At 43.0% G+C, this 24,146-nt stretch carries 19 protein-coding genes and 1 riboswitch; of the genes, 12 read left to right on the plus strand and 7 right to left on the minus strand.

What is annotated here, in order from left to right; genetic code table 11:
- Positions 1-5: 5 nt before the first annotated feature.
- From AC1RRY_RS17880 to AC1RRY_RS17895, 4 genes are all read left to right on the plus strand, one after another.
- Positions 6-824 (plus strand): universal stress protein, encoded by an 819-nt coding sequence (locus AC1RRY_RS17880; protein WP_492822087.1) that lies wholly within the window; start codon positions 6-8, stop codon positions 822-824.
- Positions 825-1,017: 193 nt separating this feature from the next.
- A complete protein-coding gene (locus AC1RRY_RS17885) occupies positions 1,018-1,392 on the plus strand; it encodes a hypothetical protein (protein ID WP_492822085.1) in 375 nt (124 codons plus the stop codon).
- Positions 1,393-2,215: 823 nt separating this feature from the next.
- The gene (locus AC1RRY_RS17890) at positions 2,216-2,965 is read left to right on the plus strand and encodes a hypothetical protein (protein WP_492822083.1); all 750 of its coding nucleotides are present in this window, start codon (positions 2,216-2,218) and stop codon (positions 2,963-2,965) included.
- A gap of 69 nt (positions 2,966-3,034) precedes the next feature.
- On the plus strand, positions 3,035-3,889 hold the full coding sequence (locus AC1RRY_RS17895) for a DUF4261 domain-containing protein (protein WP_492822081.1): 855 nt from the start codon (positions 3,035-3,037) through the stop codon (positions 3,887-3,889).
- A gap of 54 nt (positions 3,890-3,943) precedes the next feature.
- Here the strand turns inward: AC1RRY_RS17895 and tenA are convergent, their stop codons facing one another.
- Genes tenA through thiM form a run of 4 tightly spaced genes read right to left on the minus strand, consistent with a single transcriptional unit; the run spans position 3,944 to position 6,840 of the window.
- Complete coding sequence (tenA, locus tag AC1RRY_RS17900) at positions 3,944-4,594, minus strand: thiaminase II (RefSeq protein WP_492822079.1); 651 nt, start codon at positions 4,592-4,594, stop codon at positions 3,944-3,946.
- Positions 4,581-5,417 (minus strand): bifunctional hydroxymethylpyrimidine kinase/phosphomethylpyrimidine kinase, encoded by an 837-nt coding sequence (gene thiD, locus AC1RRY_RS17905; RefSeq protein WP_492822077.1) that lies wholly within the window; start codon positions 5,415-5,417, stop codon positions 4,581-4,583. Before thiD ends, tenA begins: the two co-directional genes overlap by 14 nt.
- Positions 5,414-6,043, minus strand: coding sequence for a thiamine phosphate synthase (gene thiE, locus AC1RRY_RS17910; protein ID WP_492822075.1), 630 nt, complete (start codon positions 6,041-6,043; stop codon positions 5,414-5,416). Before thiE ends, thiD begins: the two co-directional genes overlap by 4 nt.
- Before the next feature lie 5 nt (positions 6,044-6,048).
- Entirely contained in the window at positions 6,049-6,840 is a 792-nt protein-coding gene (thiM, locus tag AC1RRY_RS17915) for a hydroxyethylthiazole kinase (protein ID WP_492822073.1), read from the minus strand.
- Between the two features lie 69 nt (positions 6,841-6,909).
- Positions 6,910-7,002: riboswitch (TPP riboswitch) on the minus strand.
- 443 nt (positions 7,003-7,445) lie between these two features.
- On the opposite strand from thiM, the gene AC1RRY_RS17920 reads away from it, so the two are divergent.
- A complete protein-coding gene (locus tag AC1RRY_RS17920) occupies positions 7,446-7,838 on the plus strand; it encodes a hypothetical protein (protein ID WP_492822071.1) in 393 nt (130 codons plus the stop codon).
- A 126-nt stretch (positions 7,839-7,964) separates the two neighbouring features.
- On the opposite strand, the gene AC1RRY_RS17925 is transcribed toward AC1RRY_RS17920, so the two are convergent.
- Positions 7,965-8,630, minus strand: a complete 666-nt coding sequence (locus tag AC1RRY_RS17925) for a DNA alkylation repair protein (protein WP_492822069.1) — start codon at positions 8,628-8,630, stop codon at positions 7,965-7,967.
- Positions 8,631-8,730: 100 nt separating this feature from the next.
- The gene (locus tag AC1RRY_RS17930; protein ID WP_492822068.1) at positions 8,731-9,768 is read right to left on the minus strand and encodes a nitroreductase family protein; all 1,038 of its coding nucleotides are present in this window, start codon (positions 9,766-9,768) and stop codon (positions 8,731-8,733) included.
- Positions 9,769-10,002: 234 nt separating this feature from the next.
- Between AC1RRY_RS17930 and AC1RRY_RS17935 the strand changes: the two genes are divergently transcribed.
- The 3 genes from AC1RRY_RS17935 to AC1RRY_RS17945 all read left to right on the plus strand — a co-directional run bounded on the left by AC1RRY_RS17935 (position 10,003) and on the right by AC1RRY_RS17945 (position 13,062).
- Positions 10,003-11,232, plus strand: coding sequence for a sialidase family protein (locus AC1RRY_RS17935; RefSeq protein ID WP_492822066.1), 1,230 nt, complete (start codon positions 10,003-10,005; stop codon positions 11,230-11,232).
- Positions 11,233-11,476: 244 nt separating this feature from the next.
- Positions 11,477-11,896, plus strand: coding sequence for an outer membrane beta-barrel protein (locus tag AC1RRY_RS17940; protein ID WP_492822064.1), 420 nt, complete (start codon positions 11,477-11,479; stop codon positions 11,894-11,896).
- Positions 11,897-11,988: 92 nt separating this feature from the next.
- Positions 11,989-13,062 carry an acyltransferase family protein gene (locus tag AC1RRY_RS17945; protein WP_492822062.1) on the plus strand — a complete coding sequence of 358 codons (1,074 nt, stop codon included), beginning with the start codon at positions 11,989-11,991 and terminating at the stop codon, positions 13,060-13,062.
- Between the two features lie 409 nt (positions 13,063-13,471).
- Here AC1RRY_RS17945 and AC1RRY_RS17950 read toward each other — a convergent pair whose 3' ends face one another.
- Entirely contained in the window at positions 13,472-14,644 is a 1,173-nt protein-coding gene (locus tag AC1RRY_RS17950) for a ligand-binding sensor domain-containing protein (protein WP_492822060.1), read from the minus strand.
- A 412-nt stretch (positions 14,645-15,056) separates the two neighbouring features.
- Between AC1RRY_RS17950 and AC1RRY_RS17955 the strand changes: the two genes are divergently transcribed.
- The 4 genes from AC1RRY_RS17955 to AC1RRY_RS17970 all read left to right on the plus strand — a co-directional run bounded on the left by AC1RRY_RS17955 (position 15,057) and on the right by AC1RRY_RS17970 (position 24,054).
- Positions 15,057-15,383: a PadR family transcriptional regulator gene (locus AC1RRY_RS17955; RefSeq protein WP_492822058.1), complete on the plus strand. Its 327-nt coding sequence runs from the start codon at positions 15,057-15,059 to the stop codon at positions 15,381-15,383.
- 104 nt (positions 15,384-15,487) lie between these two features.
- Positions 15,488-18,145, plus strand: a complete 2,658-nt coding sequence (locus AC1RRY_RS17960; protein WP_492822056.1) for an ABC transporter permease — start codon at positions 15,488-15,490, stop codon at positions 18,143-18,145.
- Positions 18,146-18,435: 290 nt separating this feature from the next.
- Positions 18,436-21,093: an ABC transporter permease gene (locus tag AC1RRY_RS17965; protein WP_492822054.1), complete on the plus strand. Its 2,658-nt coding sequence runs from the start codon at positions 18,436-18,438 to the stop codon at positions 21,091-21,093.
- Between the two features lie 279 nt (positions 21,094-21,372).
- Positions 21,373-24,054 carry an ABC transporter permease gene (locus AC1RRY_RS17970; protein ID WP_492822052.1) on the plus strand — a complete coding sequence of 894 codons (2,682 nt, stop codon included), beginning with the start codon at positions 21,373-21,375 and terminating at the stop codon, positions 24,052-24,054.
- Positions 24,055-24,146: the final 92 nt, after the last annotated feature.

A 24,146-nucleotide genomic window follows, 5' to 3' on the forward strand; every position in this document is an offset into this window, starting at 1 on the left:
TTACTATGAAAAAAATACTTTGCACTACCGACTTTTCCAGATCAGCTTCTAATGCTTGCCGATATGCCGCACAATTGGCGGCGCAAACCAACGCGCAGTTGTACATACTGCATGCGTCGCATCCGTCGTATACTTACACGCCCGATGTACCGGCAATGGTTTTTGACGATACAACCATACGTAGTTACTATGAAGGCAAGTTGAAACGACTGGCCAAACGCCTGCAGAAACAAGCCGGTGGATATGTATCTGTTGAGGCCATCAATAAAGATGGGCTTGCGGTAGATGCCATTATAGAAACAGCCACGCAACTTGAACCCGATATGCTGATTATGAGCACCGTCGGGCAATTGCCACGGAGCTCGGAACTGTTTGGAAATGTGGCAAGTGAAATGCTGTTGAAGTCGCCGGTGCCGTTGATGCTGGTGCCGCATAAGGCTAAATTCAAGCCGTTTGAAAATGTGTATCTGGCTATGGATGTAAGCGAAAAAGTAGACGCAGTGGCACTCCAACAAGTGCTTGACAACCTTAAACCGTTTAAAGCGGTTATTACTGTTTTCTCGGTAGTGAAAAATCCGGAAGATGCGGAGGTGAAAGAGGTACTGGTAAAACTGAGGGAATTGCTCAGAGAGCACCCGCATGTGATTGATGTGCATGAAGGTGAGAATTTTGTGACTGCGTTTCTGAACCATGCGCAGGCTAATAGAGCTGATCTGATGGTGGTGTTTCCGAAACATCATGGGTGGTTTGAACGATGGTGGAAGCTCTCGAATACAGAAGAATTGATGTTCAGAACTAAACTGCCTTTAGTGACCATAGCCTAATGGCACAGGTAATAGAAATTAACGCGCTTTGCGTGTAATCATAGTAGTTGAGTAGTAGCTTAAAGGCAGTATGAGGTTTCGTACTGCCTTTTTATGATTTTTGTCACGTCGAAAGTGGCGTTTGCTCATATTTTTTTTCCGGTGACAGGGCTAGCTTTGAATGCATATAGACTGAATCAAACAACATTAAACAATGAAAGTAGCAAACAACTATAGTTTATCTCCGGAACAGAAACTCTGGCAAAAAGAACTGGAACTACTTGCCGAAGACAACGATTTCCTGCTGAGCTTGCTGGCTTCTCTGCAAACCGAACAGGTGGTTACCCACAAACACGACGAGAAGATGAATATCTTCTTTAACCATTTTCAATACTTTTTCCATCGGACACGCCACCTGAAAGAGAGCCTTAGCCTGATTGAAAAACAAGAAGCAAGGAGGAAAGACAGATACGGATATATAAAAGAAGATGTGAGTTGCCTTATTGAGAAATTTGAAGTTTTTAAAGATAACTTCATGGCGTTTCTGGATTCTCTCACCGTTCAGAAACCGGTAGTTACTTATTATTGAAAATGAGGCTGTGCCTGCCGTAAAACAATTACTCCTTATTTGTTGAGCGTCGGCGGAAGTACTAATTGAAAGTGCAGCGCCTGATAACAAAGTTGTTAGTGCCGGCTAAGGCAGAGAAGTATGAGTGCATTTTGTTAAGACGAATCGGTCTTTAGTTAAGATATAATAAATATAAATAAAGATAAAACTCCATTTTTTAAAGATTTAATTTTGAGATTAAAAAAAAATGAAGATATTGCGTTAAGTTTTTACGAAAAATAGGTGAGAAGTCAAAAAGTTTGATTAAAATTGTTAAATTTCTGCTATTGAATAATACGAGCCTTTCATGGAATTAACAGATTCGTGAAAGAAAAATAAACAACTTTAGCTATTATACGTTAAGTAAATATTGTACGTTAGTGTAGTATAAAGGTGCATTGCCCAATTAGCTGATGGCATTTTAGCAATTACAAATAGTATGAAACGGTTTCTGCAGAATAATAGTATAAACAGAATCGGAGCAGAAAAGTATATAATAGCGGAATTGCCAAAAAAGCGGAGGGTCAATGGGTTTATTTATCTGCAGCTGAGCCAGATATAAACTGCTGATATTAGATTTAACAAAAAAGTATTAACCGACACTTCATTTACCCCATTCAATTTACACACTGTGAGTCACACCAGTCGGAGACTAACGCTGTCAATAGATGATAGATAAGACTCTGCCAGTGTTGATGATTTAAAAGGCAAATGTGCATTTAGGAAGAGTTTTTGGTTGCAATGGCAACAGGGCTGCTGTATAACAGATATTTACAATTGAATTAAAAGTTCAGGCATATTTTATATGAATAATTATTTAGCGCCCGTAGCTCCGAAAGGAAAAACTTTTGATACTGAGCTAAACCATATTTTGCGCACAGGCTCGGCAAAGGAAAAAGAGCATGCCTTATTGAATGTAGCCTTACTTGGAGAAAACAGTGAGAAGACCCTTGATTTATTTCTGACTTACATCAAGGATCCGCAAATGGAGACAGTGGCCTATATGTGTCTTCAGAAATTGCTTGGAAACCTGACGGAGTTTACACTTCTGAAGGTGCTTCCGGTGCTTATTGCAGGTCTTAATCATGAAAAGGAAGCGATCAGGTATTCGTGCCAAAGTGGTTTAGACAGCCTGGTAAAACCAGCCAATCTGAAAGAAAGCTCACTTGCTTTCGGGCCTATGCCTTTATTATTGAAGCAGAGCTCGGTTAAGGAATATCTGCAGTCTGAGTCAGCCGAAAAGATTATAACTGCCTTGCTGCACATATTTTACAGGCCGCATAATGATGCCGAGCTTTTTATGATAATGGAGCAACAACTGGCTAAGAATCTGCCTGCTGTTAATTGCATAGTAGGTGCTATTATTGATGTAAAATTATCAGCTATTGTTAAGAATATCAGTGCGCTGAGCGAGCTAAGTCTTAAGTCTTATGCTATGGCGCAGAATAACGGCCTGAAATCGAAATCATCGTGGGTTTACCGACGGTTTGATTCTATACGTGAGCTGGCAAGAGAGCATCTGACCGTAATGAAGGGTGGGGTAGTAGAGAAGTGAGTCTGATGTACAATACATGCCGACAGGAGTTTTAATTATTTAACCTAACCATAAACAATTGCTCTGAACATGGGGTTTTTTGACATCTTTAAAAAGAAATCAATTGAAATTCCTTCCCAGCAAGCACCCGATGAAATTGTTCCTAATGAACCGGCTTTACAATCTGTGAGCCTGTTTTATGAAAACAAGCCGGAAATGGATAAAGAGAAAATTCTTGCTGTGTTAGAAACAAGATTTGAAAATGTTGATTCAGCAGATAATGAATCGTCATTAGCTTTTTTTTTTCCTGATTACATGATTCACTTCACTGAAGGTTCGGTGCCTGCCCAAGGAGCGATTCTTGAGATAGACAGTGCCATTGATCTGAACAGGTTCACAAAGGCTTTTCAGCAGTCGTGGCATTGGAGTGAGGCCAAAACCGTGATGGAAAGCTGCCAGTACGAAATCAACCTGATAGACTTAATGTCGAGAAGCCTGCCGCATCAGCAAAGGTTAGATTTTTTTCAGAAGTTTGTCTGTGCGGTAATAAAGGCGACAGAGCCGACCGCTGTTTATTTCAGAAACAGTGAGAAACTGATAGAACCGCACGATTTCCTGAAAGCCTGTGATAACGAACACCCCGCTTTTCTTCATGGCGCCATGAGCGTACGCCTGTTCAGTTTGGGCAATGGCGAAATGCTGATGGATACACTCGGCCTGCATGCATTTGGGATTGCTGACTTCGAGTGCAGATTCAGTAACTATGAACCCGGTGAAATAGCAGGAATGCTAAGCGATATTGCCTATTATGTATTTGATACTGATGATATAATCAGAAACAATACTACGATTCAGGGGCTCGGGCAGAACCCGACCTGGCAAACCAGCTACGAAGATTCTAAAGCCGAACCGGCCAGATTAGTGGTCAACATTATTCCGAATTAGACAGATAATTATGCCACGCCCGGCACTTATGTCGCGGGCATGGCACTGATAAGATTACCTCCACCTGCGGTTAATGTACGCCGCTTCCCAGAAATCATATTCCAGTCGCGACGAGGTAATGAAAGCCTCTGTCATTTTAGCCTGTATGTCTGTTGTGGTGTTGGCAGCGTTGCTGTCGCATATAGCAATGGCAGCCTTTACGGCTATGCCGAATTCTTCTCCGGCATAGGTGTCAATCCATTTCTGATACGGATTATTGCCACCTTGCTGATGCTGATAAATATAGTCGCCAACGGCCTTGTAAATCCAGAAACAGGGTAATACGGCAGCCATGCCCACCTCTACGGCTTCGAGCGCTGCGGTGCTTTTCAGAAAATGTGCATAATGATGGCAGGCAGGCTGGATGCTGTCTTTGTCAACAATGCCAAAGTCTTTAAAGTATGACTCGTGCAGCGCGTTTTCTACAATAATGGTGGTTTCGGCATAGCGGAAGAACGCCAGCATGTCTGGAATAGTGTTGGCTCTTGCCCCGACAATAGCCAGCGCGCGACCGAAGTGTTCGAGATAGATGGAGTCTTGCAAGAGGTAAAACTGAAATTTTTCAAGAGGAAGTGTACCGGCTATCAATTCCTGAATAAATGACATCTGTAAAACAGATTCGTAGATAGGTTCTATTTGCTGCCAGGCTTGTTCAGACCATTTCATTTTTGATTAGTTTCTGAGGGTTAAAAAAGTGATTGAGGGGGCCATTACCATGGCCAATGGCTACGTCGGCACCATGCCTGATGGCCTGATGCACGTAGGTTTGTGCCAGCAACACGGCTTCAAACAGATCTTTGCCTTGCGCAATATAAGCGGCAATGGCCGACGACAACGTACAACCCGAACCGTGCGTATTGTTGGTTGGGAATTTCTCGAATTCAAACGGATGTATATGTCCACGGCCGTCGAAATACAAAGACGTGATGACAGGTGAATTGAGATGTCCGCCTTTGAGCAGCACCGATTGGCAGCCCAGTTGCAGAATTTTTTCTCCGGCTTCGTACATGTCGTCTAAAGTGCTGATGGGCATTCCGGCCAGAATAGCCGCCTCGTCCATATTAGGTGTAATAACCGAGGCTATCGGAAACAATTGCTCTATGATGGTCTGTATTGTGGTGTCTTCTATCAGTTTGTGGCCGCTTGTGGCCACCATTACAGGGTCGAAAACGAGTGGTACGGACGGATATTTCTGCAATGCGGCCACTATGGTAGCTACGAGTTCGGCAGTATGTACCATACCGATTTTAATGGCTCGTGGGAAGATGTCGTCCAGAATGGTTTCGATCTGTTCAGCTACTGCCTGATAGGGGATAGGGTAGATGCTGCGCACCCCTTGTGTGTTTTGTACAGGCAATGCCGTAAGCACTGAGGTAGCAAAGCAACCCAGAGCCGAGAAAGTTTTTATATCGGCCTGTATGCCTGCCCCTCCGCTTCCGTCGAATCCTGCGATTGTCAGTACTGACGGATAGGTATATTTTTTATTCATTTAAGTATTTCATTACGTAGTTCGTAGGCTGCTTTTTCGGGGTTTTCGGCTCCACAAATGGCCGATACCACAGCAATACAGTCGGCTCCGGCATGCATTACTGCCGAAGCGTTGGTGATGTTCATGTTACCAATGGCAATCAGCGGTTTGTTAGTCAGGCCTCTGATCTGCTGTATACCCTCCAGCCCCCATTCGGTTATAGTATCGGTTTTGGTAGGGGTAGAGAATATGGGGCTGATGCCCAGATGCCCGGCTGTGTCTACTTCAAAGGTATTCAGTTGGCTCAGGTGCTCAATAGAATACCCGATCTGCAGACGATTCCCCCATCTGCTGCGTATCTCTGTCGGCGGAGTATCACTCCGCCCTACGTGCACACCGAAAGCTTCAATGGCATTGGCTACTGCTATGTTGTCGTTGATAATAAGTGGTACGCCATATCGATCGGTGACTTCTTTGAGTTGTCGCGCTTTTTCGATGAATGTGGGAGTATCGAGCATTTTTTCTCTCAACTGAATAATATCTACTCCTCCGGCAATGGCCAGCTCAGCTACTTTGAGGAAGTCGCGTCCCAGACAGGCGGCTTCTGAAATAACGAGATATAACTGATATGGAAATTGCGGATGCATGAGCGTTATTCGATTTTCAAGGTTTGCAAAAATTGTTGTTCTGTTATGGTATGTAACGTATCCAATAATTGTACCTGCAAACTTCCCGGACCGGCGCATTGCCGGGCAGCTAACTCTCCGCTGATGCTGAATAATGCCATTGCGGCAGTTACCGCTTCGATTTTGTTTTCGATAACCGCAATAAACGCGCCAATGACAGCCGTAGCCGAACAACCCAAACCGGTAACCCGGGTCATCAGGGCATCACCATTGTTGAGATAAATGAGGATATCCTTACCCACTATGATATCGGTCTTGCCCGAAATGCACACCAGGGTATCGTATTGGTCTACAATCAATCTGGCAGCATCAATGGCTTCGTTGCTTTCGGCGGTGCTGTCTACACCTTTGGTAGGCGTGGTATTGGCTTTGGCCAGTGCGAGTATCTCTGAGGCATTGCCCCGGATAATGGTAGGCTTATAAGCCAGTAATTGGCTCAGGGTGCTGTCGCGGTAGGGGGTTGCTCCGGCGCCTACGGGGTCTAGCACCCAGGGTTTGTTCAGTTTTTGTGCCTGTGCAGCTGCCAGCAGCATTGACTGCACCCAGTATTCATCCAGTGTGCCGATGTTGATAACCAGCGACTGACAGATGGCGGTCATGTCTTCTACCTCGGCATGTGCATGCGCCATAATGGGCGATGCCCCCACTGCCAGCAAGGCATTGGCAGTGTTGTTCATTACTACAAAATTGGTGATGTTGTGCACCAGAGGCGACTGTGCGCGGACTGCGCTGATGTGTTTCCAGAGATTGTTTTCCATTGCTTTTGGTATTAAAGTACAATGGCTAAAGAAGATGATAAAAGAGGATAAGATATGCCTGTGTGCAGCTATATATTATTCGCTTTTCCCTACGTCGGTATCAACCGTATCAGGTTCAAAGGGACTCTCTCAATTCTTTTCAGAATACCCCTAAAGCCGGGGCAAAGATAGGGCTTTTTTGCAGAATGGCAAATGTCGATTTTCAGTTGCAGATTGTAGATTTGGGGCGAACTTTTAGTTCGACTTTATTGGATAGCTGTGTTTATTTGCATATTGACTAAGTTTTGGTATTACCTGCAAAGTTTTATAATTAGCATGAAGATAATGAAAAGGTAAAACTGACTCGTTATCTGAATATTCAGTAGTTGGATAGCCCCCTGCGGCAGAGTCCCCTTACTTGGCTTATGGCCGACACACACCGGGAGACTCTGCCGGGACATAACTTAATTTTAATCTAACCCATCTATCCACCCTCCGCCTTTTCACCATTTCAGGTGCGATGAAGAATGTTCAGCCCTTGGGTATAGAGAAGCCTATTAATTAATATCTTGCAATTAATCACCCATCTATCTACTTTTGTTGCTACTAATATTAAATCCCATAACATGAAACAAATTTTATTGCTGCTGCTGGCTTTTGTATTTTTTGGTTGTCGTGATGAATCTCCTGAACCTGATTTGTCTGCCGGGATAAAGGGAACTTATCAAGGGTATGTTGTTATTATCGATTCGCAGGAATATCCGTTTCCATTTGGTGATACCCCTTTCATATTCGAATTAATTCCGAAGAGCGCAAACACGTGTATCCTGAGAACATCGGCTATATTCCCCAATACTTCTGATACAGGTGAGATTGAACTTACTTTGGTGAATAGCGGAAGTTCAATAGAGCTATTGAAAGAAGAACAAAAATTCGGACTTGTGACGGGGAATATCTTTGAATTTTACTTTGTTGATTATGATGGCACGAAGGTGACCGTTAAGGCAAAAAAGATGTAGGAGTCGAATGCGCCTGTTGATAAATTCAGGATTTAACTGTTAATGATAGACCTCCTGCGGCCGAGTCCTCTTGCCTGACAAAGGCATGCGCACGCGGGAGACTCGGCCGGGACAGCCCTCTATCTCTCACCCCTGCCGTTTTACCATTTCGTTTATCCATATAGGAGCGAAGGGGGAGGTGCAACCTTTGGAAACGGGGTAGTCGCGGTAGATGCCCAGTTTTTCTCCTATCGCTACGGCACGTGTTCTGAGGTGTGGATGACAGATGCCTATTTGCGCCAGTGCCGAGTTCATTGTCCATTGTACAAAAGGATCAGCCGTGGGCATTTCAGTTTCTAATCTGTCAAGCAGGGCGCTGAGGTCGAACCCTTCCGGTTCTCTGGCAATTCGTCCGCTAGTAAGGCTCCAGCCGTAGCGAGCTACTGTTGGTTCGGCAGATTGCATCCACTTCCGGCGGAGCTCTTCTTTATCCGGATGTACTTTGATGACGTAGGAATAAAGCCAGTCGGCCAGTTGCGGGAACTTCTCCGAACGTGCCAGTTTGTCCAGTTCGTCGGTCGATAAATTCTTAGGTATCATTACCAGAGTTGCCAATAGTCTGGCTTCAATATTGCCTGTGGCCCACAATTCGAGTCCGAATGCATGATTCGTTTTTATTCTGTCGGCTATCTTTCTAATGTCACCCATTTTTACACCAAACTGGTTGTCGGGGGCACCGTTTTTCTTGTTCATCTTGTGCACCTTCTCGTTCGAGAGTGCTTTCAATTCGGTCAATATCTGGTCGACTGTCATAAGCTACATAGTTTTGTGCCCGAATTTATTCAATCTTTTTTAATCCGGCTATACCGACCGGAATAAATGAGGCATTGATGAGCGATTCTGTATCGGTAAATTAAAGCCTGGTCATTATCATGTCGATAGGTTTTCTGAAAGAATGCGCTACCTTAAATGTTTCTTTATAATGCCCAACGGCAATATACATGATCGGAACGATGTCTTCATCCATGACGGTAACCTCCTTGAATGCCTTCTCGGTGTCTGCCGTGAAACTGTTGTTTAAACAGCAGGTTGCTAGCCCTTTTGCATGCAGACTAAGCAGGAGTGCCATGGCAAACATTCCTCCATCGATGTACACCTGGTTGCGTTCGTATCGCCAAAAATGGCTTAGTTTACCTGTTACAACAAGCAGGGTATCAATGTTTTTACCGAATCCCTTATTTCCATTTTGAATAGACAAAAATTTCGATTTCAGGTCTTTCGTATCATTATTGACCACATATACTTTCCAGGCTTGTCTGTTACACACCGAGGGCGCATGGATTGCTGTTTTGATGGCCTCCTCAATAATCTGAATATCAACAGGGTCGGATGAGAAATCTCTGACGCTATGTCGGGAGCTCATGAAATCATCGAACGCAATGGTTGCATGCGACAGAACGTCTTCCCTTGCGAGCTCTTTTATGCCACCTGTGAGCGTATCGTCCTGCTTGTGTGATTCAATAAAGTTTTCAATGTGTTTTATCAGCGGATTGTCTACCTGCCAGTTTTCTTTGTTATAGCGCAGATACGAGTACAGGGTGTCTGTCGATACTTGAGTGAAAATATCATTACCGTACTTATTCAGATACGTTTCAAGAATCTTTATAAACCTGCTGATGCGCCTTTCTCCAAACGCTGTCCGGGAATCGGGGAGTGCTAATCCTTTTTCAATAGCATGATATTCTTTGATTAAAAGCGCCATATAATGATCCTTTTTTGCGAGGCTCATAGTGGCCGAATATTGATGGAATTTTTTCAGATCATACAGGTAATCTTTGCGCAAACGCAGATAAATGATAGCCGGTAATTTGACAAAATAAGCGAAGAAGGATATTCTGAGAGATAATATTTTAGGTGGAATAAATTTCTTTATTCGTTCTTTACGGGTCATAATTGCTGTGTTTTTATAGGATTACATAAAAGTACAAATAATTCTGTGTTCACAAAAATGTGCCAGACTGTTCGGCTCTTGGCGTAAGCATATAGTTTTGAGATGCAAAAGAGCCGGTTATAGTAAATTCTACCAGTTTTTCTTGCTTTACTTCTGACACTGACTTAGATTTGTTATTTAGAAAGCTTCTAAATAGTTTCTGGACACGGAAACATGAACCAAAATACCGGAACAATGAAAAAGAACATGTCTTTAATAATTGCTTTGTTTCTGACACTATTATCAGGAGCGTCGATGGCACAGAGTAATCCTTTCGGGGAGTCGGGGAATGCCTATACTTTGCCTACTTTCACCAAGAATAATCAGGGAGAACCCGTTTTGTACTGGACAGAAAAAGATAATGCTAACGTGCTGAGCCTGTATTTTACGGTGTCGAAAGACGGCGGTAAAACCTTTGGTGAAAAAAAACTGATTTATGCGAGCCCCTCGATAGGTAGCAGCCGACTGATGCGTCCGAAGCTGCTTTTTAAAAAGGATGGTAGTATGGCTGCCGTTTTTTCTTATCGCAATGAAGTGGCAGTGCTTGCCCCTGTAGCGCATGAAGGTGGCCACGGTAATCATGAAAAGCCTGCTACTCCGGCACCGAAGGCGAAAAGAGATTTGCAGATCAGATATACGGTTTCAAAAGATAACGGCACCAGTTGGACAGCCCCCGTATCGGTCGACTCAGATACTTCACGCCTGGTGAGAGGTTTTTTTGATGCCGTTGTATTGGCCAACGACGAGCTGGCAGTGGCGTATCTGAAAGACGTAAAAGGCAGCACGAAGCATGAAGAAAGAGACCTGCGCATGGTGATTACCAGAAACGGGGCGTTTCAACCCGAAAAAGTGATTGACCCTGTGGTGTGCGATTGCTGCAACATCAGTCTGCTGGTTGATAATAAAGGTACGCTGAATGCATTCTACCGTGATAATAATGATGATATCCGTGATATTGCCCGCATGACCTCGGCCGATAACGGTACTAGCTGGTCGAAACCTGCTATTCTGCATGACGACAAATGGGAGATTAAGGGCTGTCCGCATACAGGAGCTACATCTGTGGCTACCGCCAACGGCGCGCTGATTACCTGGTTTTCGGGTGCTAATGTTCAGGCAGGTGTTAGGTTGGTTACCTCAGACGGTAAACTATTGAAAGTGCTGAATGCCAATGCTAAAAACGGCACCGTAACTGCTGACGACAAGCAAGGTGTTTTTGTATGGGAACAAACCACCGAAGGCGGTACCAGCCAGATTCTATATACCAAAGTAGCAGGCGGCAAAGCGCTTGACGAACAGGTACTGAAAGGCTCTGACTACGGCCAGAATGCCACTACGCTTTTAGCGAACGGCAAACTACTAATTGCCTATGAAGTAGCTAAACCTAACCAGAAAACAGCTTTGAGCGTGAGAGTAGTGGAATAGAATATGAATGTAAGATACTGGGAGCCGGTGCGAAGCGCCGGCTTTTTTTTTGGTTAATGGGTAAGGTTTTGATGGCCTCTGCGACAGAGTCTCCGTGCAGGGCTTTGGATACGTTAAATAATTTTTTTTTATGCTTTGTTTATAAATTCCTTTATTTGTAAAACTTACGATTAACTCTGCGTACTCATCTGTGAAAATAAAGCTAATTTGCTGTGTTAAACTTCTGGTTTTGCCGATTTTGGGTATGGCACAGAATATTGAGATTACCCATAAGCCACGAATAGCCGGTTTGAAATTCGGTATTACTTTGACTACCTTTTATAGAGACATGAAAGATAGATGGCTGCCTCCGCCCGAGAATCCGAATGTAGGGTATCACGTCGGATTAGTTGCAGATATCATCAACACAAAAAGATTTACCAGCCAACTGGAGCTCACGTATAACCTGAAAGGTGCGTCTGAAGTATTTGAGTCACAAAACCAGACTACCAGAGTCCGTACAAAATTAAACTACGTTCAACTCGATATCATTCAGGTTGGTATAAAGCCGCTGGGTTTCCGGCCTTTCAATCCTTATATATCTGCAGGCGCGTACTATGCCTATCTGTTTTCTTCAAAAATCAATTATGAATTTTTATATTTTTGTTTTACAAGTGCAAAGTAAAAGCCAAGCCCCGAACCGTTGTGTGCAATACCGCAAAAAATTGTTGACAAAAAAATATATTGAATGTATAATGGGCTTACAAAGGAGATTTTATGGACAATGAAACTAAACACCAACAGAATTTTATAACAATCCAAATATTAAGGGCAATAGCGGCCTTAGAGGTAGTTTATACGCACTGTGCCAGTGAAGGTGGTTTTACTAATATAAAAAATACCGGGGGATGGGGTGTTGATATTTTCTTTATTATTAGTGGTTTTATTATAGCCTATACTGTTTCGAGAGATACCAGTAGATTTATGATAAAACGAATATTCAGAGTTGTGCCGTTGTATTATATTGTGACATTGTTAATAATACTTGTTGCTTTACTTTTTCCACACTTATACCATGGCACTAAAATTACCACTGAAAAGATTGTAAAATCATTGTTTTTTATCCCATATAAAGATGAGCTCAAGGGAAATTTGCCGATATTGGGGCAGGGATGGACATTAAGTTTTGAAATGTTTTTTTATATGACAATGGCTTTCTGCATTTTTATTGTAAAAAATAAAAGGTATTTGGCAGTATTTTGTTCACTTGTATTGATTATATTCTTAGTTGTTTTAAATATCTTCAAGATCGACTCCTTTGAATTGGAGTATTATAGGACAGGATTATTTCCTGAATTTATTTATGGGCTTTTATTATTCCCTGTCTATGAATGTATCAAACAAAAATCGGCTCATTGCCCTCCCCATGTATTGCGTATTAAAATTATTTGTTTGAGTATTGCAATTGTATGTTTTGCCTATTTGCTAGGCAGTGACATTATGGGGTTTTCTTTTTCAGAAAATAGAAACTTACAAAAAGGAATACCATCATTAATTCTAATAATAGCATTATTGACAATTGAAGATTATATAAACAAGAAAAATGTAACAATAAAATTTCTGATTTTGTTAGGGGAGGCAAGTTATGCAATGTATCTTTTTCATACTCATATAATAGCATTTCTTTATCGTGCTATATTCCCGAGAATCATTGGAGATATAAATATATTCTATATACAAATAGTAAAACTATTATTTACACTAATGGTTACAATAATACTAAGTATATATTTATATAAATTGATTGATATGCCAATACAAAAAAGTTTAAGAAAATTGATAAAAAAATAATTGTGGTTGCGGTACTGCACATAACTGGACTGTATGTGCTTCGTGGCCTAAAGGCCTTCGCACTGGTGCGTGTCTTCACGCACCGGAATAAAATTTTGTAACGTCCTAAAATAGGTTGACTATTACTCATAAATAGCCATTTGAATTCAATTAACTTAAACTCTTGGCTTGACTTTTGTTTTAAAGGGTTTCTATTTCGTAGAGGAAGGCATGGATGCACGGCCAATGCGAGGTATTGGATGGAAAGAACCAATCTATATTGAACGGATTGATGGAAAGTAATTTTAAAAACCTTCGCCATCAGAGTCCCCTGGCTTGGCTTTAGGCTATAGCACACGGGAGACTCTGATGGAACAATAGGTGCAAGCGTCCTGGAGACTCTATCGATACTCCGGTGTTTTGGAGTGTTTTAAAGGCTTGTTTTATTTGGCTTGGGCGAGCTTGGAATTCGCGTCATATCCGAAAAATTCGTAATCACCTGGCCATCATATTTATAGAGGCTCATGTTTTGGCCACTGATCCAGATGTTTCCGGTTCTGTCTTCAAAAATACCGGTGAGAGCCATGTTTTTCAGAATACCTGTCTGGAATTGCTTGAAAGCCTTGCCGTCGAACTTTACAATACAGCTCTCTTTCCTTTTTTTATCAGGCAGGCGCGCGCTTCCCAGCCACATATTCCCCTTTTTGTCGGCCATTGCGGCGGTGAGGGTGTTTAAGCATAAACCGTCTTTTTCAGTATACTGCTGCACGTTTCTGTTGTGTACGCGATAGACCCCGTCCAGCTCCGTACTCAGCCAGATGCTGCCTGTTTTATCTTCAATCATACTAATAATTTTGCCTTTTATGCGGCCGCTGTCAATGAGACTGGTAGTAGTAGTGCCGTCAAACCTGAATAGCCGCCCGCCAGCTGTTGAAGTGAACAGGATATGCCCTTTTTTGTCAACCATCATGTGGCGAACCGCATTCCCGTAAATATTACAATTGATGCGGTTATAGGTGTCGGGCACAAAAGATTTCCATTCGCCGGCTACGTAGCGGTAATTGGTGAAGGTGTGTCCGTCATAACGGTAAACCCCTAGTCCGGCTGTACCAAACCAGATATTGCCTGCGTTGTCTTGCGCTAAACTAAGCACGGGTTTGTACCGATACCAGAACCGGACAATGTTGGCAGAACTGATGAGGTTGTAATTGATATCGTCAAGCCCCGGCAGAGTAAAATGATTGAACTTGTGGCCGTCGAAATAATAAACACCTTCGTTGGTACCCACCCAGATACGCCCCTCGCGGTCTTCCAGCAAGGAAAAAATAATGCCATTCATCAGCCCGTCTTTTTCAGTATAGCGTGTAAATGTCCGGCCATTGAAACTATACAAACCCGCACCCGTAGTGCCGAACCAGGTGCGTCCGGTTCTATCCTGCACCATGCATTCTACATTAACTTCGGGCTTCATTCCCTTGGGTCTGTCTATGGCAACCGGGGCCTTTATAACCGGGATATCCTGTGCTATACCGGCAGTGGCTATAAGTAGTAGCAGGACTAAAAGCGTAGGTATTTTATTAAGAAAGCTATTGATGCGTTTCATGTATGAGCTGTTTAATTTTCTGATTTCACCCGGCACGGCATTGCGTGCTGTTATTGCTTCGTAAATGTAGGCTATGCCGGAGAAACGGGTGATGTGAATTATGTAAAAGATATGTAAAACCTTGTAAACGCATTGTTGACACAGTTATAGGGGTTGCGCGGGGCCGACAGATACAGCTGGCGGCAGGGGAGAAAACAGGTAGTTGCGTCCGCCCAGAAACGGACAGGCGGGTGTCCGATTTCGGACACTTCGATTTGAAGGAACTGACCTGCAGCATGCCACAGAGCCGTTTTTATACTTGGCATTGCATTTGTTTAACAAATAATAATGAAATAAAAGCCGGGAGAGTTTTGGGAAAAGTGTGTTTGTTGGCTTTATTTGTTTAGCAAATAATAATGAAATAGAAAATATTATGGGAAGACCCTATTTAGGAGAATTCGAAGAACTGGTTTTGTTGACCGTAGCGGTGCTTGAGGGAGGCGCCTATGGTGTTACGATAGCGACAGAACTCAAAAAACGCACCGACCGGGTCATCAGCCTGAGCGGGGTGCATGTGGCACTTTACAGACTGGAAGAGAAAGGCTTTGTGCAGTCGGCGCTGGGTGGAGCAACCACCGAAAGAGGTGGCCGCCGAAAGAGGTATTTCAGTATCACCGGCCTAGGTAAACGCACGCTCGACGAAATGCGCGATGTACGCAACGAACTCTGGAGCGCCATACCGAAACTATCATTTAATTGATTGTCGATTTTCGATTGCAGATTGTCGAATTAGGAAGATACCGAATAGTGAAAATTTCTTAATTAATCACTCAATCACTAATCCGCTCAATCACCAAATAAATTATGAAAAAGCATCCTCAGAATATAACCCCTCCGAAACTGGCAGATAAACTGCTGATGGCGCTGCTGCCGGACGATCTGGCAGAAGAACTGCAGGGCGATATGCACGAGCAGTTTGAGGTGATGGTGGAAGAAAAAGGCGTCACCAAAGCCCGATGGCTGTATTTGTGGGAGGTGCTGCGATTCTGCCGGCCGTATTTTCTGAAACGGCGATTGATGCGGAAAACGAACGAATATAACTCTGTTCCCATACTTTCAACAATTATGATACGCAATTACTTTACAATCGCTTTACGAACATTGGCCAATAACAAGGCTTATTCTTCTATTAACATTATAGGTTTAAGCATTGGCCTTGCAGCAGCTATGTTGATTCTTCTTTACACCAAAGATGAAGTCAGTTATGATCGTTTCCATGCCAATAATCCAAACATCTACCGCATCGCTTACCAGTCGTATGCACCTACGGGGGGTATGATTTACCAGACAGGGATCACCGGTTATCTGCAAGGGCCGAGATTTACTGCCTCAGTGCCGGAAATACAAGCCTATGCCCGATATGAAGGAATGAGAAGAGACATTAAATTTGATAATGAAATTGTCAGTCAGGAGATATTTGCAACAGACCCTGATTTCTTCCGGATTTTTTCGTTTGAGATGCTAAGCGGTAACCGTGCAACCGCATTGAAACAACCGGCATCAATTATACTTTCTGAAACGATTGCCGAGAAAAAATTCGGCACTGCCAATGCTCTTGGGAAAGTGGTGTTGCTGAAGCTGAACGATAAGTTTATGCCGTATACGGTAACGGGTGTTGTCAGGAAATCTCCTCAGAATTCATCTATCAAATTTGATGTGTTGATTCCGATGATACCTGATAAGGAACAAATGGAAAGTGAGGATAACTGGTTCAGTGTTTCTTTAAACACTTTTGTGTTGCTGAATCCGAAGGCTGATGCCGGCACGATAGCTTCTAAAATAAATCGTGTTTATCAGATTGAGTCGAAAGAAGCCCAAAAATTTGTGGCTGAAAAATATGAAATGAAAGAGAACTGGGTGTATTCCCTACAGCCTCTTACAGATATACACCTCAACAGAGATCTCAATGCCGACAATGGCATGGTTGATGCCAGCAGCCCTGTTTTTTCTTATATTCTATCAGGCGTTGCCTTGTTTATCTTACTGATAGCCGTTATTAATTTTGTAAACCTGACCATTGCCCGATCTGTGAAAAGAGCCAAAGAAATTGGCGTAAGAAAAGTAGTAGGCGGCGGAAGAATGCAACTGATAGCTCAGTTTTTGGGCGAATCTTTTTTATTGGCTTTTGTGGCATTTTTATTTGCTATTCTTTTGGTGTGGCTGGTTTTACCAACTTTCAATCAGTTAGCTGATAAAATTCTTACAATTGAATATTTGCTTGACTCAAAACTGATATTAGGCTATGCGGGCCTTTTCTTGCTCACAGGTTTGCTGGCAGGGGTGTATCCGGCTCTGGTTTTATCTAATTACAGTCCGGTTCAGACCCTCTATAATCGTTTCAATTTATCCGGCAAAAACTATCTGCAAAAAACACTGGTAGTAGTGCAATTCTCTTTGGCTTCTTTTATGATAATCAGCGCTATTACTATCTACTCGCAATTAGATTACCTTACTAATAAAGACTTAGGCTATGATGACCAACAGGTAATAAGCATCAGAAAGCCGAATCTGACACGCACGGAAGCACAATTGTTGAAAGATGAAATGCTGAAAAATCCTGATATACTGGCGGTTGCACCAAAAAACAGTGGTTTCTCGGCTAACGGTGCTAAGGTTAACGGAGAGCAGACTGTAAGTTTTGGGTATGAAACTATCAATGAAGCCTTTCTGCCTTTGTTTAAGATTCCGGTTGTGGCGGGGCGTAATTTCTCTCCTGATTTTCCGGGTGATGCAACACAATCGGTACTGGTGAATGAAACTTTTGCAAAAAATGCCCAATGGAAAAATCCTATCGGTCAGATGGTGCATTTTTCGTTCGACAATGACGAGAAATACAAGGTGATAGGTGTGGTGAAAGACTATCATTTCCGTCCGTTGAATTACGAAATTAAGGGGCAGGTATTTACCATGCGCCAGGCTAATGAGTATGGGCGTGCTTTTATTAAAGTGAAACCCGATACTGAAACCGCCAGCCTGCAATATATTGAAAACACTTTCAAACGACTTTTTCCGCTTAACCCTTATACTTATGATTTTGTCGATGAAGCCAATCAGGCTAATTATGCGACAGAAGCCAAATGGCGGCAGATTATGTTCTTCGGTGCGGTGCTTACCATATTTGTGTCATGTATAGGGCTTTTCGGGCTGGCCACTCTGACTGCTGAGCGACGCACGAAAGAAATCGGTATACGCAAGGTATTAGGGGCATCGGTGAGTAGTGTTGTGCAATTGTTGTCTTCTGATTTCATAAAACTGGTGGGATTATCGTTCATTTTTGCTTTTCCGATAGCCTACTATGCCATTGATAACTGGTTGCAGAACTACCCGTACAGAATCAGCATCAATATCTGGACTTTCGTCATCACCGCTTGTATCTCTATTGCTATCGCTTTTATAACTGTAAGTTTTCAGTCCGTTCGGGCAGCGCTGATGAACCCGGTGAAGAGCCTTAGAAGTGAGTGATTGAGTGAATTAGTGATTTAGTGATTGTCGAGTGTCGATTGCAGATTGTCGAATGAGGTAGAAGATTGAGTGAATGAGTGAGTTAGTGATTGAATTAAGTCTTGAACTTTGCCGCGACGGCGTACCGTTTTAACTGATTAACATGATTAGTATGATTTTCATTTGAGGGCTAATTTTAAAGAATGAATGATTCATAATCAATGATAAAATCATTCATAAAACAATCAGTGAAATCCTAAAATCAGTTAAAACGGTACGCCGTCGCGGCAAAGTTCAAGACCAAATAAATTATGAAAAAGCATCCTCAAAATATATCACCCCCCAAACTGGCCGACAAGCTGTTGGTGGCTTTTCTGCCGGATGAACTGGCAGAAGAACTACAAGGCGATATGCACGAGCAGTTTGAGGTGATGGTGGAAGAAAAAGGCGTCACCAAAGCCCGGGTGCTGTATGTGTGGGAGGTGCTGCGGTTCTGCCGGCCGTATTTTCTGAAACGGCGGCTGATGCGAAAAACGAATGAGTATCAACCTGTTTCTATATTCTTAATTATTATGATAAGCAATTACTTTAAAATAGCGTGGAGGAACTTACTCAAACACAAAAGCTATTCGCTCATTAATATCGGCGGACTGGCAGTTGGAATGACCGTCACAATGCTGATTGGTCTCTGGATTTATGACGAGTTATCGTTCAATAAATCGTTTAAGAATTACGACCGCATTGCTCAGGTAATGCAAACACAGACTGTGAATGGCGAGAAAGGTACAGGTGTGGCGGTGCCTATCCCGACAGCTGCCGAGCTCCGCAATAATTATGGAAATGATTTTAAGCATATAGTGCTTTCGTCGTGGACAGAAGGACATACGATTTCGACGGGTGATAAGAAGCTCTGGAAAGATGGAAACTATATAGAGCCAGAAGCAACAGAGATGTTGTCGCTCACGATGTTGAAAGGAACAAGAGCAGGGTTGCAGGAGCCCAACTCAATCCTGATTTCGGAAAGCATGGCCGAAGACCTTTTCGGTAACAGTAATCCGCTGAATCAGATACTGAAAATTGATAACCAGATTCCCGTAAAAGTAATGGGCGTGTATGAAGATCTGCCCTATAATACGCAGTTCAGTAATATGGACTACATGGTGCCGTGGAAGGTAAATGTGGCGATCAGAGACTGGGTGAAATTCTCTGAAACCAAGTGGGATAATAATTCTTTTCAGGTATTTGTGCAACTGGCCGATAGGGCTGATTTAGAAACCGTATCTGCCAGAATAAAAGATTTGAAATTACGGAGAGTGAACAGTTTTCAAGCCTCATTTAAGCCTGAGATTTTTCTGCAACCCATGAGCAAATGGCATTTGTATTCAGAGTTTAAGAACGGTGTTAATGTGGGCGGACAGATTCAGTTTGTATGGCTTTTTGGTATAATAGGCATTTTCGTGTTGTTGCTGGCCTGTATCAATTTTATGAATCTCAGCACGGCTCGTTCTGAAAAACGCGCCAAAGAAGTAGGCATCCGCAAGGCTGTCGGCTCGGTGCGTGGTCAGTTAATCAGTCAGTTTCTGAGCGAGTCGTTACTGGTCGTTTTTATAGCTTTTGCCATTGCGTTGCTGGGTGTGCAGTTATTGCTGCCGTTGTTTAACAAACTGGCCGATAAACAAATGATTATGCTTTGGGGCAACCCCGTTTTCTGGTTGGTGAGCTTTGGTTTTTGTCTGCTCACCGGGTTGGTTGCCGGAAGTTACCCTGCTTTTTATCTATCTTCTTTTCAAGCCGTCAGCATACTGAAAGGTACTTTTCGGGTAGGGCGTTTTGCGACCGTTCCCCGTAAAGTACTGGTAGTTGTGCAGTTTGCGGTATCTGTTACTCTGATTATCGGAACTGTTATGGTTTTCAGACAGATTCAGTTTGCCAAGAACCGCCCGATAGGCTATAGCCGGAGCGGATTACTGTATGTGCAAACCACTACCGCCGACCTGCATAATCACTTTGATGCTTTCAGCAGAGATTTGAAAGCGTCAGGAGCGGTAACTGAAATAGCGGAATCGGAAAGCCCGCTTACCGGCGTTTGGCATGTAAATGGAGGTTTCGACTGGGAAGGCAAAGACCCTGGTCAGAGTCCGGATTTTGCAGTAATCGGGATATCGCATCAATTCGGCAAAACCATAAACTGGCAATTGAAAGCCGGACGTGATTTCTCGAAAGAGTATAGTTCAGACTCGTTGAGCCTGATAGTGAATGAAACCGCCGTGAAATTTATGGGATTGAAAAACCCCATCGGAACAATTGTGAGAGAGGGCAGCGGTGAAGGGATGCTTCGGTATAAAATAATAGGGGTCATAAAAGATATGGTGATGGAATCGCCTTATACACCCGCGCGACAGACATTCTTTTATCTTTCAAGGTCATATAGCAACTTTATGAATTTCAGAATCAATCCTGACATAAGCGCAAGCGAAGCGGTGAGCGCTATTGAAACGATTTTCAAGAAGTATGACCCAGCTTCAACATTCAATTACAAATTTGCCGATCAGGAATATGCCAGAAAATTTGCAGCAGAAGAGCGCATAGGCACACTCGCCTTATTTTTTGCCGTGCTTACTATTTTTATTTCCTGCCTGGGTCTCTTTGGTCTGGCTTCGTTCGTGGCTGAGCAACGCACCAAAGAAATAGGGGTGCGCAAAGTGTTAGGCGCCAGTGTACTGAATCTGTGGACTTTGCTGTCGAAAGATTTTGTAATGCTGGTAATCATTGCCTTTGCCATTGCTACACCTATTGCCTGGTATTTTCTTGATAACTGGCTGCAAAAATATCAGTATCATACAGACTTATCGTGGTGGGTTTTTGCTATGTCCGGTGCCGGATCTCTATTGATTACTTTATTGACCGTCAGTTTTCAGAGCATCAAAGCAGCTTTGATGAATCCGGTGAAGAGTTTGAAAAGCGAATAGGATTGTCGAGTGTCGATTGCAGACGGTTCGCCGCGCGATTGTCGAATGAGGTAGAAGATTGAGTGAATGAGTGATTTAGTGAGTTAGTGATTGTGTGATTGAATTAAGTCTTGAACTCTGATTTAGCTGATTGACCTGATAATTATGATTTTCATTTGAGCTCTAATGATAAAGAATGATGACTCATAATCAATCAATAGGTGCAAGTATAAAACAATCAGTGAAATCCTAAAATCAGTTAAATCACAGTTCAGGATAAAGTTCAAGACAATATAAATGATGAAAAAGCATCCTCAGAATATAGCCCCTCCGAAACTGGCAGATAAACTGCTGATGGCTTTTCTGCCTGATGATCTGGCAGAGGAGCTACAAGGCGATATGCACGAGCAGTTTGAGGTGATGGTGGAGGAGAAGGGTGTCACAAAAGCACGGGTGCTGTATGTGTGGGAGGTGCTGCGGTTCTGCAGGCCGTATTTTCTGAAACGGCGATTGATGCGCAAAACGAATGATTATAACCCTGTTTCTATATTTTCTACAATTATGATAAGCAATTACTTTAAAATCGCGTGGAGGAATCTCCGCAAAAACAAAACCTTCGGGTCAATTAATCTCTTTGGTCTGGTAACGGGCCTTACTACCTGTTTGCTGATTTTTCTGTATGTGAATGACGAACTGAGCTACGACCGCCACTTCGAAAATTCAGACAGAATCTACCGGATTGATAACGAGTTGAAATTCAACGGTAACCATTATAATCTGGCGGCGAGTCCGGCCAGCATGGGAGCTACTTTTAAGCGCTCGTTTCCGGAAGTTGAAAACTCTGCCCGTATCCGATGGCTGGGCAGCTTGCTATTCAAAAAAGACGGACAATCGCAAACAGTGGAGAGAGTGGCTTATGCCGATTCTACTTTTTTTGATGTGTTCAGTCTTAAAACCCTTGCGGGCAACCTCAGCACAGCCTTAGATGAACCTAACGGCATTGTATTGACTGAAAAAGTAGCTCTGAAACTATACAACAGCGTGAATATTGTAGGCCAGAGCTTTGTAACAAGCTCTAAAACTTTTAGAGTCACTGCCGTTATTGCCGATATTCCGAAGCAGACGCATTTTAGTTTTGAGGTGTTTGTGCCGATGTCGAACGATGAACAGAGCAAGCAACCTACCTGGCTGAGCGAAAACTACAATACCTATCTGCGGGTAAGAAAAGATGCTGATCTGGCGTTGCTGCAAAGCAAGATGCATCAAATGAATCATGAAAAATTGTCGGTTGAACTGAAAGCCGTCATTAACCAGACGCTGGCAGAATTCATGAAAGGAGGCGGACTGGCCAATATCAGCCTGATGCCATTGACTGATATTCACCTGAAATCGAATAAAGTGAGTGAACTGGATGCCAATGGTAACCCTGATAACGTGTATATTTTTTCAGTAATAGGCTTTCTGATACTGCTGCTGGTGAGTTTCAACTATACCAATCTTTCTACGGCAGTGGCAGCAAACCGGGCTAAAGAAGTAGGTATGCGCAAAGTGATGGGCAGCTCAAAACTAAGTATTGTGAGCCAGTTCCTGGCAGAATCACTGGCACTTTCGTTTATAGCGCTGTTTATTTCATACTTGCTGCTGTTTGCACTTTTACCTTCATTCAATGAGCTGGCAAGTAAATCGCTGGCTTTTTCAGATATATTGAAACCCGGCCTCCTGTTGTCGTCGTTTGTGCTTATGCTCCTGTTGTCGTTGTTTTCAGGGGCTTATCCAGCGTTTTTTATCTCTTCTTTTGTGCCGAGCCAGGTATTAAAAGGCAAGGTTTCCAAAGGTTTCAAGTCGGGCTGGTTCCGTAATTCGCTGGTGGTGTTTCAATTCAGTATTACCATTGTTCTGCTGATTGGCACCATTATTATTTACCGCCAGTTAGATTATATCAAGCATAAAGACCTGGGGTACGACCGCAGCCATGTATTGGTTTTGCAGAATGTAGGTTCTCTGGGCGACAGGATTGAAAGCTTCAAGAAAGAACTGCTGGGGCTGTCGGGTGTTGAAAGCGCTTCAATCAGTGATTTTCTTCCGGTTAATTTTAACCGCTCTAATAACACCTATTTTAGTACGCCAACAGCCGATGTGGAAGGTATGGTGTCGATGCAGAACTGGTCTGTTGATGAAGATTACGTCAAAACCCTTGGTATTCAGATAGTAAAAGGCCGTAATTTTTCAAAAGCATTCGGCACTGATTCATCGGCGATTATATTGAATGAAATAGCTGCCCGAAAATTCGGTGGGGATGCCATTGTGGGTAAGCAGATTTACACCTTTGTTGATGTGAATGTAAAAAAGATAGGGACCTATACAGTAATAGGCATTGCCCGAAACTTCAATTTCAGTAACCTGCGGGAAGAAATCACACCTTTAGCCTTGGTGTCTGGCAGGAATGCCGTAAATATTGCATTGAAAGTATCCTCTCAGGATTTTCCCGGTTTAGTCGGTCAGATACAATCCAGATGGAAAGCACGTGTGCCGGAAGAGGCTCTGAGTTACAGTTTTATGGATGAAGATTTTAACCGACAGTATGAAACCGATCGCAAAACCGGCAGTATTTCCACAAGTTTTGCCTTACTGGCTATTCTCATTGCTTCTCTTGGATTATTAGGACTGGTATTATATGCAGTACAACTGCGCACCAAGGAGATTGGCATCAGGAAGGTGCTGGGGGCGAGCATCAGAAGTGTGTATGCCTTACTAACCAGAGAATTTATAGTGCTGGTAGGTATTGCCATGCTGGTGGCGTTTCCGATAGGGTATTATCTGATGAATTACTGGTTGCAAAATTTTGCTTATCGAATAGATATTGAATGGTGGGTTTTTGCTGTAGCAGGGGCATTTACTATTGGCGTTGCTCTGCTGACAGTAAGCTATCAGGCAATTAAGGCAGCGATGATGAATCCGGTGAGGAGTTTGAAGAGTGAATAGTGATTTTCGAGTGTCGATTGCAGATTGTCGAATTGTCTTGAACTTTGATTAAACTGATTTTAGGATTTCACTGATTGTTTTATGAATGATTT

The organism is Emticicia sp. GW821-FHT11C11 (assembly GCF_058808615.1).

Bases quoted from the DNA above. Each gene is read 5' to 3' on its own strand.
- AC1RRY_RS17880 (WP_492822087.1), top strand. From the start codon at position 6: ATGAAAAAAATACTTTGCACTACCGACTTTTCCAGATCAGCTTCTAAT.
- AC1RRY_RS17885 (WP_492822085.1), top strand. From the start codon at position 1,018: ATGAAAGTAGCAAACAACTATAGTTTATCTCCGGAACAGAAACTCTGG.
- AC1RRY_RS17890 (WP_492822083.1), top strand. From the start codon at position 2,216: ATGAATAATTATTTAGCGCCCGTAGCTCCGAAAGGAAAAACTTTTGAT.
- AC1RRY_RS17895 (WP_492822081.1), top strand. From the start codon at position 3,035: ATGGGGTTTTTTGACATCTTTAAAAAGAAATCAATTGAAATTCCTTCC.
- tenA (WP_492822079.1), bottom strand. From the start codon at position 4,594: ATGAAATGGTCTGAACAAGCCTGGCAGCAAATAGAACCTATCTACGAA.
- thiD (WP_492822077.1), bottom strand. From the start codon at position 5,417: ATGAATAAAAAATATACCTATCCGTCAGTACTGACAATCGCAGGATTC.
- thiE (WP_492822075.1), bottom strand. From the start codon at position 6,043: ATGCATCCGCAATTTCCATATCAGTTATATCTCGTTATTTCAGAAGCC.
- thiM (WP_492822073.1), bottom strand. From the start codon at position 6,840: ATGGAAAACAATCTCTGGAAACACATCAGCGCAGTCCGCGCACAGTCG.
- AC1RRY_RS17920 (WP_492822071.1), top strand. From the start codon at position 7,446: ATGAAACAAATTTTATTGCTGCTGCTGGCTTTTGTATTTTTTGGTTGT.
- AC1RRY_RS17925 (WP_492822069.1), bottom strand. From the start codon at position 8,630: ATGACAGTCGACCAGATATTGACCGAATTGAAAGCACTCTCGAACGAG.
- AC1RRY_RS17930 (WP_492822068.1), bottom strand. From the start codon at position 9,768: ATGACCCGTAAAGAACGAATAAAGAAATTTATTCCACCTAAAATATTA.
- AC1RRY_RS17935 (WP_492822066.1), top strand. From the start codon at position 10,003: ATGAAAAAGAACATGTCTTTAATAATTGCTTTGTTTCTGACACTATTA.
- AC1RRY_RS17940 (WP_492822064.1), top strand. From the start codon at position 11,477: ATGGCACAGAATATTGAGATTACCCATAAGCCACGAATAGCCGGTTTG.
- AC1RRY_RS17945 (WP_492822062.1), top strand. From the start codon at position 11,989: ATGGACAATGAAACTAAACACCAACAGAATTTTATAACAATCCAAATA.
- AC1RRY_RS17950 (WP_492822060.1), bottom strand. From the start codon at position 14,644: ATGAAACGCATCAATAGCTTTCTTAATAAAATACCTACGCTTTTAGTC.
- AC1RRY_RS17955 (WP_492822058.1), top strand. From the start codon at position 15,057: ATGGGAAGACCCTATTTAGGAGAATTCGAAGAACTGGTTTTGTTGACC.
- AC1RRY_RS17960 (WP_492822056.1), top strand. From the start codon at position 15,488: ATGAAAAAGCATCCTCAGAATATAACCCCTCCGAAACTGGCAGATAAA.
- AC1RRY_RS17965 (WP_492822054.1), top strand. From the start codon at position 18,436: ATGAAAAAGCATCCTCAAAATATATCACCCCCCAAACTGGCCGACAAG.
- AC1RRY_RS17970 (WP_492822052.1), top strand. From the start codon at position 21,373: ATGAAAAAGCATCCTCAGAATATAGCCCCTCCGAAACTGGCAGATAAA.